The 14,094-nt window shown below is 38.0% G+C and carries 10 protein-coding genes; 5 read left to right on the top strand and 5 right to left on the bottom strand.

Annotated features, from left to right (window positions below; translation table 11 throughout):
• Positions 1–402 precede the first annotated feature (402 nt).
• Positions 403–2,106 (top strand): DUF4394 domain-containing protein, encoded by a 1,704-nt coding sequence (locus tag MKL32_RS00855; protein ID WP_270900071.1) that lies wholly within the window; start codon positions 403–405, stop codon positions 2,104–2,106.
• 56 nt (positions 2,107–2,162) lie between these two features.
• Here MKL32_RS00855 and MKL32_RS00850 read toward each other — a convergent pair whose 3' ends face one another.
• The 3 genes from MKL32_RS00850 to MKL32_RS00840 all read right to left on the bottom strand — a co-directional run bounded on the left by MKL32_RS00850 (position 2,163) and on the right by MKL32_RS00840 (position 8,443).
• Positions 2,163–3,269, bottom strand: a complete 1,107-nt coding sequence (locus tag MKL32_RS00850) for a beta-ketoacyl-ACP synthase III (protein WP_004953654.1) — start codon at positions 3,267–3,269, stop codon at positions 2,163–2,165.
• 46 nt (positions 3,270–3,315) lie between these two features.
• Positions 3,316–7,170, bottom strand: coding sequence for an ATP-dependent RNA helicase HrpA (hrpA, locus tag MKL32_RS00845; protein ID WP_075696400.1), 3,855 nt, complete (start codon positions 7,168–7,170; stop codon positions 3,316–3,318).
• 112 nt (positions 7,171–7,282) lie between these two features.
• Positions 7,283–8,443, bottom strand: a complete 1,161-nt coding sequence (locus MKL32_RS00840) for a sterol desaturase family protein (protein WP_270900070.1) — start codon at positions 8,441–8,443, stop codon at positions 7,283–7,285.
• Between the two features lie 471 nt (positions 8,444–8,914).
• Between MKL32_RS00840 and ahpC the strand changes: the two genes are divergently transcribed.
• Positions 8,915–9,478 (top strand): alkyl hydroperoxide reductase subunit C, encoded by a 564-nt coding sequence (gene ahpC, locus MKL32_RS00835; RefSeq protein ID WP_004662563.1) that lies wholly within the window; start codon positions 8,915–8,917, stop codon positions 9,476–9,478.
• 254 nt (positions 9,479–9,732) lie between these two features.
• On the top strand, positions 9,733–9,945 hold the full coding sequence (locus MKL32_RS00830) for a KTSC domain-containing protein (protein WP_126132215.1): 213 nt from the start codon (positions 9,733–9,735) through the stop codon (positions 9,943–9,945).
• 44 nt (positions 9,946–9,989) lie between these two features.
• Here MKL32_RS00830 and MKL32_RS00825 read toward each other — a convergent pair whose 3' ends face one another.
• Positions 9,990–11,189, bottom strand: coding sequence for an alkane 1-monooxygenase (locus tag MKL32_RS00825; protein WP_270900069.1), 1,200 nt, complete (start codon positions 11,187–11,189; stop codon positions 9,990–9,992).
• Between the two features lie 122 nt (positions 11,190–11,311).
• Between MKL32_RS00825 and MKL32_RS00820 the strand changes: the two genes are divergently transcribed.
• Positions 11,312–12,334, top strand: a complete 1,023-nt coding sequence (locus MKL32_RS00820; RefSeq protein WP_270900068.1) for an AraC family transcriptional regulator — start codon at positions 11,312–11,314, stop codon at positions 12,332–12,334.
• Between the two features lie 8 nt (positions 12,335–12,342).
• Here MKL32_RS00820 and MKL32_RS00815 read toward each other — a convergent pair whose 3' ends face one another.
• On the bottom strand, positions 12,343–12,561 hold the full coding sequence (locus tag MKL32_RS00815) for a DUF1653 domain-containing protein (protein ID WP_039046993.1): 219 nt from the start codon (positions 12,559–12,561) through the stop codon (positions 12,343–12,345).
• Between the two features lie 229 nt (positions 12,562–12,790).
• Here MKL32_RS00815 and ahpF point away from each other — a divergent pair.
• A partial coding sequence (gene ahpF, locus MKL32_RS00810) for an alkyl hydroperoxide reductase subunit F (RefSeq protein WP_270900067.1) occupies positions 12,791–14,094 on the top strand: 1,304 nt, incomplete at its 3' end.

Genomic DNA, 14,094 nt, shown 5'->3' with positions numbered 1-14,094 from the left:
AGACCAATGATCAAAAACTTCATTGATGACTTTATTCTCGATAAAAATCATCTGCTACCACAGAGAATCTATAAATAATAGTGCGTAAGTCCTAAAATAATTTCTGTGCACTAATTAACGTTTCTTAACGAGCGTGAATTCCTCGTGAATAATTACCAATCGACACGCTACTACCAAAAAATCACTTAAAAACATTAATTTACTTTATACCCTAGTCCGCATAACCTGATTCAAGTAGAAGTGAATTTCAAAAAATTGTGATTTGTATTTTTTAACTTAATACATCCCTCTTTTTTGGAATTTCCTCCAAACAAAAATGAATATCAAGAAGCATTGTCAATTTAAACCGTTCATTGGAAGACGACTTCTTATTATAAATAACTTTGAGATCAGGATAGACACATGAATAAGAAAATTACAGCTTTGACTGTTACTGCATTAGCAAGCTTTGCATTGTTAGGTTGTAATAGTGATTCAGACAACGATACCGAGTCGTCAAATGTGAATACTGGCGATACTTTAATTCTAACTGCCAATGGAATGATTAGTTCAGTCGATAGATCAATGCCTGACAAGGTTGTGTCTAACCGCAAGATTAAAGGATTAATGTCTGGAGATGAACTGGTAGGTATTGATTACCGCCCTAAAGACGGCAAACTTTATGCTGTTGGTCTACAAGGGAACTTATATACTTTAAATCCAAACAATGGCGAAGCAATTTTCCTGAGAAAACTAATCGCCGACCCGAGCGATACTACAGATGGAAATGCATCTTTCACACAAATTATGGGTGATGCCAACCTTATCACTGTCAATTTTAACCCTGCTGCAGATCGCCTACGTGTAATTTCTAACACAGGACAAAACTTGCGTATCAATGTTGATACTGGTGCAACCATTACAGATGGCACGATTAATTTAGCCACAGGTACTGCAGCAGTTGTTGCAGGTGCTTATACCAATGCCTTTGCTGGCACAGGTTCAACCAAACTATATAGCATTGACCAAAATTCTGATCGCATTTATCTTCAAAATGCGAACGCAGGTACATTAGGTAATTCTACGACTTTGGGTGCAGACATTAATACAAACGGCGGTGGCGGTTTTGATATAGACCCTGTCAGCAATGTAGGTTTTGCCGCACTCAAACTCGCATCAGGCAATTATAAATTTTTTAAACTTAATCTAGCTAATGTCGGCACCTCAAGCGATGCTGTTTTTGAATCACATGACTTGAATAATAGTTTTAATAGCATGGGGATTCGTGGTATTGCATTAAAACGTTCAACCGATGCCACAGCTCAAGGCTATGGTTTAACAGCAAACAATAAACTGCTTAGCTTCGTTATTACCAATCCAAATACTGTAATTGAAAAGAGCCTCACTGGATTGCTTGTAGATGAGAAATTTATCGGTATCGATTACCGTTTTAGAACCTCAACTGACAATTCTGGCAAGCTATATGGATTAACCAATAAAGGGAATTTGTATACGATCAATACAGACACGGGTTTAGCAAGCCTCATCACAGCACTCAAACCAGCTACCAGTAGTACTTTCACAAATCTAGATGGTACAAGTTTCGCAGTTGATTTCAACCCTTTAGCAGATCGACTCCGCGTAATCAGTAATACTGGCCAGAACTTAAGAATTAACGTCGATACTGGCGATACTATAAAAGATGGCGATATTAACGGAATTTCTGAGGCTAAAGTTACGGCAGCTGCATATACCAATAGTTTCGCAACACCTATTGCGATGTTAGCTACTGAACTATTTGATCTTGATCAAACAGGCAAAACTCTCACTAAACAGAATCCACCAAACGAAGGTACATTAAACCTGATCGGTAATTTAGGAATCAACTTAGGTATAGACAATGGCTTTGATATTGCTGGTGGTGACAATGGCTTAGCTTTAGCGACTGTGGCAGGTGAAACTGGACCATCTGTACTTTATCGAGTCGACTTAAATAGCGATACAACAATTACAACACCTAGAGCACGTTTAGCTATCAGTGTAGATGGAACACCAAATTTAGCAGCTTCAACTATTGGTGGTAACACCACTCCACAAGTCATCGACCTAGCGATCTTACTTAAATAAGCTGAAATCAAAAAAACCGCATCATTGATGCGGTTTTTTATTTTTGCCTATAAAATTTAAGCAATATGTTTTTGTACGATAATCGAACCAACCGAATATCCTGCGCCAAATGATGAAATTACAGCATATTCACCATTATTTACCTGCTCGCCTGTACGGTGCATTGCAATAATTACGCCCGCAGAAGAAGTGTTAGCAAACTCATCCAAAATAATTGGTGCACGATCTAAATCAGCATCCTTACCAACAACGAGTTTTAAAATTAACTCATTCATATTAGCATTCGCTTGATGCAACCAGAAGCGTTTAACTTGTTCAGGTGTTAATTGTAATTTTTCCAACTGTGCTGTAATGATTTTTGCGACAAGTGGACAAACTTCTTTAAACACTTTGCGCCCATCTTGACGGAACAATTTGTCATCAACAACCGCATCTTCACTACGGTTTAAGAAACCAAAGTTATTGCGGATGTTATTTGAAAATTGGGTAAACAAATGAATATCTAAGATTTCATAACCTGATTTGGTTTCAGTTTCTTCGATAATAGAAGCAGTTGCAACGTCACCAAAAATAAAGTGCGCATCACGTGTACGATAATCCAAGTGACCTGAGGTAATTTCAACATTCAAAAGTAAAACACGGCGAGCACCACATTTCACAGCGTCATAAGCTTGCTTTAAACCAAATGTTGCAGCTGAACACGCGACATTCATATCATAAGCATAGCCTTTAATACCTAATGCCGACTGAATTTCAATCGCAACAGCAGGATAAGCACGTTGCATATTTGAGCATGCCAAAATCACAACATCGATATCTTCAGCAGTAACACCTGCATTTTCCATCGCTTGTTTAGCAGCAATTACCCCCCACTCGGCTTGGAGCGAAAGTTCATCATTACTACGTTCTTGTAAGCGCGGACGTAAACGTGTTGGATCTAAAATACCTGACTTCTCAACCACGTAACGGCTTTTAATACCAGATGCTTTTTCAATAAACTCAGGACTTGAACCACGTAGAGCTTCGATCTCACCTGCTGCAATTTTGTCAGCATTTTGTTGATTAAATTGTTCTACATAAGCATTTAAACTTTCAACCAACTCTTCATTAGAAATTGTTTCAGTTGGGTGAAACAAACCTGTACCTGTTATACGGATGCCCATGTAAAACTCCTGTAAAGAATGGTTCTAACTTTCATTATTGCTCAGTTTAACCGATTGCTAATCGATCCCATAGTTTTTGTAATCTAGTTGGTGAAATTGGCATCTTTGTTTTCATTGGTTGAGAAAACAAGGAAATTCTCAATTCCTCTAACATCAAATACATTTCTTTGATTTTAGGATCATTTTTAAACTTAAATACTTTGTCCATCCATGGATCGACATCATCAATTGCAGCAAGGTCACGTTGTAGATTATTTGGCAAACGATCTAAACGCAATAGCAATGCTTTTAAATAACGTGGATATTCCTGCCAAATCTCACTTGGTTTGCTATAAACAAAGTCCGCCAATGACATTAAATCCAACTGATCCTCTATATCGTCAATACTACGACCGAATATATCTTGATCTAAAACCAACAACTCACGACGAACTTGCTGCCATTGGGTAAAAATTTCAGTGATGTCCGTTAGTACTTTTTGACCATTGCTCAAAAAGTGTTTTTTTACATCAAGTGCTAAGGTATTAAATTCTTCAGCATTTTGTGGAAGTTGTTGGATTGATACTTGTAGGGTTGCATAAACCAACATTTGTTCGAGTTTAGCGCGCTCACCCAATGGAGAATATGCCAAAGCCAAAGGTTTAGAAATCTGCTTTTTCAGTTGGCGAATCAAATCTCCAAGCTGCATATGAATCAGACGAATGACACCTTCACGATGCTGTTTGATGGCTTCTTGCTGATCATTAAACGTTTGTACAACCACACCTGATTCATCTTTTGCTTCAAGTGCAAAAAATATCTTTGTGGGAACAAGCGCTTGATACTGTTTAACTATCACTCCTGTAACCTTTTGAGAAGCTTCAAAGATAAAGCTCTCAGGGAAGGCTTGGAACTCGCCTTGCTGTTGTTTTACTGGACGATGAGTTTCAACTCGGCATCTCGCCTTTAATTCATCTAAGTCACGACCTTGTGCAATTAATTTTCCTTTTTCATCAATCACTTTGATAAAAGGAACAAGGTATTGATCGATACGTTCAAACGAGAAATCTTTTTCAGTAATCTGCTCTCCACGTAGAGCAAAAGCGAGATAGTTAAATAGATGCTCACGTAAATGAACAGCATCGACACCCTGCATTAACTTTTTGGCTGTATCAGGAATTGGAACTAAATTGCGGCGTTTATCTTTAGGTAGTGCTTTTAATAAAGCCTCGATCAAATCTTGCCGCCAGCCAGGTATTCCCCATGACCATTGCTTTTCATCCACTTGAGGCAATGCTTGCACAGGAATTTTAACCGTAGCCCCATCTTCATCATGACTTGGATCAAAACGATAACTTGCTGCTAAACGTAATTGCCCATTGTGCAAATAATCTGGAAATTGTTGCGTAGTTGGACGATCACTCATCCAGAGTGCGTCATCCTCAACAAACAAATAACGAGGATTTTTTGCTTCTACGGTCGCTCGCCAATCTTCAAAACTATGTCGACTCGCCACTTCAACTGGTACACGTTCTGCATAAAATTGATAAATCGTTTCTTCATCGACCACTAAATCACGGCGGCGTAATTTATCCTCAACTCGCTCCACTTCTTCAAGTTTAAGCAAGTTATGTTTTAAAAATGCAGGGGTAATGCCTAAATTGCCAGTCGTGAGCGCATCACGCAGAAAGATTTCATGTGCAGCTGCCTGATCAACTTTCTCAAAGTTCACTAAACGTTTAGGTTCGATAATCAAACCAAATAAGGAAATTTGAGCATAGGCATTTACTATGCCACCTTTTTTTGACCAATGTGGTTCAAAATAGTGATATTTCAATAGGTCTCGAGCAGCTAACAATATCCATTCAGGATCTATTTTCGCCAAAGTACGCAGATAAACTTGGGATGTTTCTACCATCTCAAATGCCATAACCCACGCTGTATTGGTTTTATGCAATGTGCTGGCTGGGAAAACTTTGGCTTTTTGCTGACGAACAGCCATAAAGGTATTACGTTCATCAGTTTTGTTGGCAATAAATGAAAGTAAACCAGTTAATAAAGCTCGATGTAAATTTTCATAATTTGCACCCTTTTCATTAAAACTAAGTTTTAAACCTTCTGCCAACTCTACTAATTGTTGATGTGTTTGTTTCCACTCACGCAAACGTAACCAACTCAGAAAATGTTGGCGTGCAAACTGACGGCGTTTATTTTCAGATTGAGCATCAGGGCTTGTTTGCAATGTATTCCATAATTTTAAATAGAACAAAAAGTCAGAATCAGCTTCTTTAAATAAAGCATGCTTTTGATCTGCCTGCATTTGTTTATCTGCTGGTCTCTCACGAGGGTCTTGAATCGCTAAAGCACTAACAATAATCAAGGTTTCTTTAAGTACCCCAAAATGTGCTCCACCGATAATCATACGTGCTAAACGAGGATCAATCGGCATACGTGCCATCATTTGACCAACTTTAGTCAGATCATTCTTGCGTTCGTTCAAGGCACCCAATTCAATAAGCAACTTACGACCGTCATTTACCAAACGAAAATCAGGTGGCTCAATAAAGTCAAAATCTTCTAAACTACCTAAACCAAGACTTTGCATTTGTAAAATTACAGAAGCCAAGTTCGTCCGTTTGATCTCTGGTTCGGTAAACTCAGGACGACTTAAAAAGTCTTCTTCGCTATATAGACGAATGCACACACCCGCTGCTATACGACCACAACGCCCTTTACGTTGATTGGCTGCTGCTTGTGAAATCGCTTCAATTGGCAAACGCTGAACACGCGATCGATAGTTATAACGTGAGATACGTGCAAATCCACTATCAATCACATAGCGGATATTTGGAACGGTCAATGCCGTTTCTGCTACGTTCGTGGCAATAATGATGCGGCGACCTTTACCACCAGGATTAAAGATTTTTTGTTGTTCAGCGAGAGCTAGTCGTGCATATAGAGGTAATACCTCTGTATGACGTGGTCCATATTTCTGCAATGTTTCTTGTAATTCTCGAATTTCTTGCTCTGTACTGGCAAAAATTAGAATATCAGCATGTTCAGGATGACCTTTTGCTTCAGCATCAGCAAAACACTCTTCAACAGCTTGAACAACGGCTCTAGGTAGATTTTCCTCAAAATCATCGAACTCATCATCATCACTACCAGCAATACTCAATTCAGAAATAGGACGATAACGAACTTCAACAGGGTAACTGCGACCTTCGACTTTAAAAATTGGTGCATTATTAAAATATTGACTGAACCGATTTACATCTAAGGTTGCAGACGTAACAATCACTTTTAAATCAGGACGCTTCGGCAATAATTGCTTCAGATAGCCCATGATAAAGTCGATATTGAGAGAGCGTTCATGCGCTTCATCAATGATAATGGTGTCGTATTTTGATAAGAATCGATCATTAGTCAATTCAGCTAACAGAATACCGTCCGTCATCAACCGAACGATCGAGTCTTGAGAACCTTGCTCATTAAAGCGAACTTTAAAACCAATTGACTCGCCAAGCTTTTCACCAACTTCTTCCGCAATACGTTGCGAAACGCTTCGTGCAGCCAAACGACGTGGTTGTGTATGTCCAATCATGCCAGTAAGTCCACGACCTGCAAGCATTGCGATTTGAGGAAGCTGTGTGGTTTTACCAGAGCCTGTTTCACCTGCAACAATAATCACCTGATGCTTTTGAATAGCCTCGATCAAACGATCGGCGTATTGCGTAACAGGCAAATCTTGGTTGAGTTTGATCTTAGGCAAGCGAGCTAAACGCTGTTTTACCTTTTGGTTTGATTGTTCAAATAGTTTTTCGATTTCTGCTGTTTCTGTTTTTTTATCTTTGCGCAGTCGATTTAAACGGTGACGGTCACGTGCCATAACCAATTGATCTACATTTAAATGACTCTGCACTGAACAGCTTTCCTGAAAATTAAATAATCGGCTATTTTACGCCTTAAAATCTTGCTATGCAAAGGAACTACAGAAATCTATTGATGATATTGCTGTAGTTCTAGTTTGGTTTTTATGATTTAGATGAATGATCAAAACGATTACGTAACTGTTTGACGTATTTTTTAAATGGCCACGCAAATTGCTTTACAAAACTATTGGGGATCTTATACCCCACAGTTCCATATACACTTGCCAAATGGTTTGGCATATACACTGTTTTAAAAATGACATCATACAATGGGATAAATGCCGCATAGTTTTTATCAATCGCAGGTTTCTCTGAAGAGTGATGCCAATGATGAAACTCAGGGGTAGCTATCAGCCAGCGTAAATACGGAAATCTAAAACGTACATTTGAGTGGATGAATATCGCATGAAAAGAAATAAATACGAGATAAGCAAAAACGGCTGAGGTATGAAAACCTAATAAAAATATCGGTAAGGTTGCAATAAATCGCGTCATCAATACTTCGACAATATGTAAACGTGAAGATGCTAACCAATCCATATGTTCCGTTGAATGATGGATCGCATGAAAACGCCACAAGAAATTCACCTCGTGCATCGCGCGATGCAACCAATACACAACGAAATCAACAACAATCAACAACTCTATAAATTGCAACCAAATCGGCTGTGCTTGTACAAAAGGAACGATTGGATTATTCGGAAGATGAGTAATCCAATACTGAATCGGCATGACTGTTAGAAAGGTAAAGAGTTGAATTCCAATGTGACTGAACATGAAATATTTCATATCCGTCACCCATCCCACTCTAAGTATTTTTTGATGGGGATTTTTAGCAAAAAAACCTTCTAAAGGAATAAAAACTAAAGCCAAGATCACAAGTGTTAGTACGAAATAGTCAATACCTGCATAGAAAGGAATGTTCGGCAATGTTGGAGCTTTGATTAACCCACATCCCAAAACAGCCGCAACTAAAGCGAAACACAAACCATAAAACCCATATCGATTTTGTCTAAAAATCGCACTAAAAGCACCAAAACCGACACTAAGTACAATCGCGATCATCAAACTAAAATAAAAAGCATCATAATGTTTAACGTATAGCGGACGTAGTTCTGGCATGGTGAGAACTGAAGGAAATAAAAAGCATAAAGCACTGAAAATGCTTAATAATCCTACAGACATAGATATAAAAGCACTAATCTTGCCTAAACCCGCATTGAGTTCAAGATTCTCAAATTTTTCTCTCAATTGATCTGTCATTTGTTGTATTAATTCTCTTTGAATACGAGTAATCTCGCTCGCTGTTAACTTTAATCCTGCTTAATACTTCACAGTATTTCTACCCTATCTCAAATTCTAAACATCCCAAACATTTGAAACAAGAAACATTTGGACCAATATTTAAGCATAAACAATAATATCTCCAACATGCATGAACTTCGTGCAGATTATGGTTTTTTATATAATTTTATTTTTTTCAATTTTACCCTTGAATTTTAAGGCGATCGGCTTCATGTTGTAGAGCACGATCATTTTCGATATTTGTCATTTTTGCTTCATGTGAATGGAGTCAAATGGAAATATCTTTTTTTGGGTGAAAGCTATCGATCTCGGATCATTTAATTTTCCGATTTTAGTCATGTAAAAATACTATTTCCCCAATAACTAGAAATTATTTATTCTAGACCTCGCAAACAAGTTTAAAGATAAACCTCAATCATGGAGACAATGATGAGCTTGATTAATACTGAAGTTAAACCATTTAAAGCTGATGCATTCCGCAACGGTGAATTCATTCAAGTAACTGATGCTGATCTTAAAGGCAAATGGTCTGTTCTTATTTTTATGCCAGCTGCATTCACATTTAACTGCCCAACAGAAGTTGAAGATGCTGCTGAAAACTATGAAGAGTTCAAAAAAGCTGGTGCAGAAGTTTATATCGTAACAACTGACACTCACTTCTCTCATAAAGTATGGCACGAAACTTCTCCTGCTGTAGGTAAAGCTCAATTCCCATTAGTTGGCGATCCTACACATCAATTAACACGTGCTTTTGATGTGCATATCGAAGAAGCTGGTTTAGCTTTACGTGGTACGTTCATCATCAACCCAGAAGGCGTAATTAAAACTGCTGAAATTCATGACAATGCAATTGCACGTGATGTTTCAGAAACTTTACGTAAGCTTAAAGCTGCTCAATTCGTAGCAAGCCACCCAGGCGAAGTTTGCCCTGCTAAATGGAAAGAAGGTGAAGCGACTCTTGCTCCATCGATTGACCTAGTGGGTAAAATCTAATTTTTAGATTTAACAATGTTGAAAAGAAACCACTCTAAAAGAGTGGTTTCTTTTTATTTGTCATTTGCTCACTTTTTTTGCGATACATCGATCTCAATTCAATAGTAAATTTTTTACAATTCTTATACTTATAAATTTATAACGAAATTCATTTATCAATTGTCAGCCTGCTTTACATGGAGTAATGTCAAATTATGAAACATAAAGAGTTTTTCGTATGTACTAAATGATCAAACTAAAATGGGGGCAAATATATGGAAAAAACTGTTGTTGTAACCTCTTGGAAATATGATATTTCTTCACGCTACTTAAAAATTTTATACAGCAATGGCACAGCCGAGCTTTATCACCCTGTTCCAGAATTTGTGTATGACAATTTGCTACGCACAACTGATAAGACTGCTTTTGTCCATAAATACCTTGAGTTTGATCTTCATTTTAAACGACTTTATCTTTTAGCCTCTTAAATAAAAAACCAGCCTATGTTAAGGCTGGTTTTTTCTTAAATTTGTTAAGCAGCTTCGACTTCAACTTGTTCAGCATACTTCTCTAATATTTTTTCTTTTGCGTCTGGATGAATATTAATTTTCTCCATATTGCCTTTGTAATGCTCTACTACTCGATTATCCATAATTTTTGACCACCATGAAGGAATAAAGGCTGGTAAAATCATCGCTCCATAGCCCGCTGGTAACTGTGGTGCATTTTCAAAATGACGTAGAGTTTGAAAGCTACGTGTTGGATTTGCATGATGATCTGAGTGGCGCTGTAATTGATACAAAAACAAGTTAGTCACTACATTGTTATTGTTCCAACTATGCTCAGGTAAAGTACGCTCATACTGCCCATTTTCTTTCTTCTCACGTTTTAAACCATAATGTTCAATATAGTTAACGGCTTCAAATAGAGTCACCGCATATGTAGCTTGAGTGAGTTGAAATGGAACTGAACGCATACCAAATTTCTTAAACATCAAGCCATGATAAATTGCTGACATGGCCCAACCATGAATCAGTTCATTTTCCTTGCAGAAAAATGGTAGTTTTTTGCGTTCTAAACGTTTCTTTTCTATCTCAATTGCAGATTTAAAACTTCCAATTACTGTACGTGGTAAGAACTTCCAAAAGGTCTCACCCAAACGTGATGATGCAGGATCTTCAGGCGTTGCTACTCGACGATGATGCCCATATGGATGTTCAATTCTGAAGTGGTTATACCCTGATGGCGCTAATGCAAGATGTGATAAATAATGTTCTAAACGACCATTTTTATGGCTTAATTCATGTGCAGTATTAATTGCAATACCATTCACCATACCAACTAAAGTTCCTAATAGAACTTGATCAGCTACAGATGTGCCTTTTCGACTTGCTAAGTAGGCTCCATAAACGTTAGTTGCATATTGGAGTGGTATAAAAAGCTTCACAATGCGAGAGTAATATGGGTCAGCTTCTAAGTCCGCAATCGCATCTAGTGGTGGATTTTCAGTATCCTCACCAATTAATTTGTCTAGAGTTGGGATCACACCATGGATAAATAATGGTCCAAATGAGGCAAAAAACTTTTTCGATTTTTTAGGTCCAAATTGATAGCCAGCAAGTCCACTCATCGCGATAGCAGGTACTGCAAGACCAAGTAACCACAAATGACGCTTTTTATCCTTAAATGGTGTAGTTGTTTGTTCTACATCTAATTGCGCATGCATATTCATTCTAAACTCCTCAATCAAGCGTTTAATGTTTTGCTTGAATTGATTGTGTTCTTCTGAACAGTTGCTATATTATCATTTTAAGACTTCATATTATCATTTTAAGACTTTAGTGGAGATTTATTGTGCATAAACAACAAATCCCTGTTATTCCAGCTCGCTATTATTTACGTTTGATTGAGATATTGATCAGTACCAATCAATACGATAATTCAGTTTTAAACCAATTTAAGGATCAATTATCACAAACTGAGTTTTTATCAATTCAGCAAATCGAACAATTTATTGAGTTAGGATTAAGTTTACCGAATACAGAAGATTTAGCCTTTCAGTTAGGCAGAAATTTGAAACTAAGTTCACATAGCTTGGTCGGTTATGCACTTATGACCAGTCCCAATCTGGATCATGCATTAAAATTAATTGCACAATATTTCAAGCTGATTATGCCGAGCTTTAAGCTTTCCATTCAGTTTTCACAAGCGCAGCAAAAGGTCGAATTATTATTTGAACCCATCTTGCAGATGAATAAACGTTGTTTAAGCTTCCATATCGAAGCAATTGCAGTCGGATTTTATTACAGTCTATTTGAGCTTGCAGGTCAGCAATTACAACGCTATCAAATTTATTTAAGTATTCCTGAGCCTGCCTACAGTGATAGATACATACACCTTGTCAAAGCTCAGTTTCATTTCAATTACACTTGGTTTACAGGGATCAGAGTTGTACTTGATCAGCAGCAATTAGCACTTCCCTTGCCTTTAGCAGATGCACATAGCTTAAAAGTTGTAGAACAACGTTGTCAGGAACAGATTCAAAAAATTTATCATCAAGGTGAAATTGTTGAATGGGTCAGCATGATGTTAAGACAAGCCCATCAGATTCCAACATTAACTGAATGCGCTCAAGTTCTAAATATTTCTACCAAAACCCTGCAACGCTATTTACAGCAACAGGGTGTCGAGTTTCAGGTCTTAAAACAGCAGATCAGCATTGAACGAGCTATCGACCTTCTACAAAATTCAACCTTTACCATCACCCATATTGCCTATGAACTGGGTTATTCCAACCCTGCAAACTTCACCCGTGCATTTAATAAAATGATGGGATGTAGCCCACAACACTATCGCCTATCGCGATGCAAGACCTAATAAAACAATTAAGTGATCTGTATCAATTTGAAACGTGGAATCACCTGTCCATCTTCAAGCTGAACTGTTTCGGTAAACATACTGAGTGGACGTACCCACATCGAGTAATCTCCATATAAGCATTGATACACCACCAATTCTTCTTCGGTTTCGCTATGACGCGCTACGTTGAAAACCTGATAAAGTTGCCCTTTATAGTGTTGGTAGATGCCACGTTGTAATGCCATGCTATTTTTCCTTTAGGCTATGCCATGAAATAATTGCAGTTATATAACAAGTTTGAATATATTCAAATTTTTAGGTATAAAAATCTTCAAAATGTTTATTTTATCTTAAATTCAAAAATCCGATCAAACCCATAAAAACATACTGTTTTACCTATTTATTAGTTTTGCGTACTATAGCTTCATTGAATGAATTTAGCTGATTTGAACTGCTTAGAATTTGGAGAAAGACATGTTAGATCAAAATATTAAAACTCAATTAAAAGCTTACTTAGAACGTTTAGAAAGTCCAATCGAGTTAGTGGCTGCTTTAGATGAATCCGATAAAGCTGCAAAAATCAAAGAACTCGTGACTGAAATTGCTGAACTTTCTGATCAAGTTACGGCGCGTTTTGACGGTTCAAACGCTCGCCGTCCTAGTTTCGGTGTGGCTAAAGCAGGTGAGCAACCTCGTGTGTTCTTCGCTGGTCTACCAATGGGACATGAGTTCACCTCTTTGATCTTGGCATTGTTACAAGTTTCAGGTTATGCACCGAAGGTATCTGATGAGGTGTTAAATCAGATTAAAGGTTTGAACTTAAAATCAAACTTTGATGTGTTTGTATCTTTGAGTTGTCACAACTGTCCAGATGTAGTTCAAGCGTTGAACTTGATTGCGATCTATAACCCCGATGCAACTGCGACCATGATTGATGGTGGTTTCTTCCAAGAAGAAGTTGAAGAACGCAAAATCTTAGCAGTCCCAATGTTGTTCCAAGATAATCAACATATTGGTCAGGGTCGTATGACTTTGGAAGAAATCATCGCGAAGTTAGATAGCAACTCAGCGGAAAAAGATGCAGCACTTCTCAATGCGAAAGATGCTTTTGATGTATTGGTGATTGGTGGTGGTCCTGCAGGTGGTACAGCAGCGATCTATGCAGCGCGTAAAGGGATCAAAACAGGGATTGTGGCTGAACGTTTTGGCGGTCAAGTCATGGATACCATGGATATTGAAAACTTTACCACGATCCAAAAAACAGTTGGTCCTAAGTTTGCTCAAGATATGGAAGCGCATGTTCGTGAATACGGCGTGGACATCATGAACTTACAAAGAGTCAGCAAAATCACAGGCGCAGACCAAACGGCCAATGGTTTGGTTGAAGTTGAACTAGAAAATGGTGCTAAGCTTGAGTCTAAGACCATCATTCTTTCAACAGGTGCTCGTTGGAGAGAAATGAATGTTCCAGGTGAAGCTGAATACCGTACACGTGGTGTTGCGTACTGCCCACACTGTGATGGTCCATTATTTAAAGGTAAACGAGTTGCAGTGATTGGTGGAGGTAACTCGGGTGTAGAAGCTGCGATTGATTTAGCAGGGATTGTTGAGCATGTGACTTTGGTTGAGTTTGATACCAAACTTCGTGCTGACCAAGTCTTACAGGACAAGTTAAATAGCTTACCGAATACCACAGTTATTACCAATGCTTTAAGTACTGAAGTGGTTGGTGATGGTTCACAAGTGACAGCATTGAAGTATAAAGATCGTGCGACTGA

Origin of the sequence: Acinetobacter sp. AOR34_HL (genome assembly GCF_027854795.1) — a bacterium.
Taxonomy (GTDB): Bacteria; Pseudomonadota; Gammaproteobacteria; order Pseudomonadales; family Moraxellaceae; genus Acinetobacter; species Acinetobacter junii.
The sequence above is the reverse complement of the archived record's forward strand: the minus strand, read 5'-3'. Positions and strand labels throughout refer to the sequence as shown.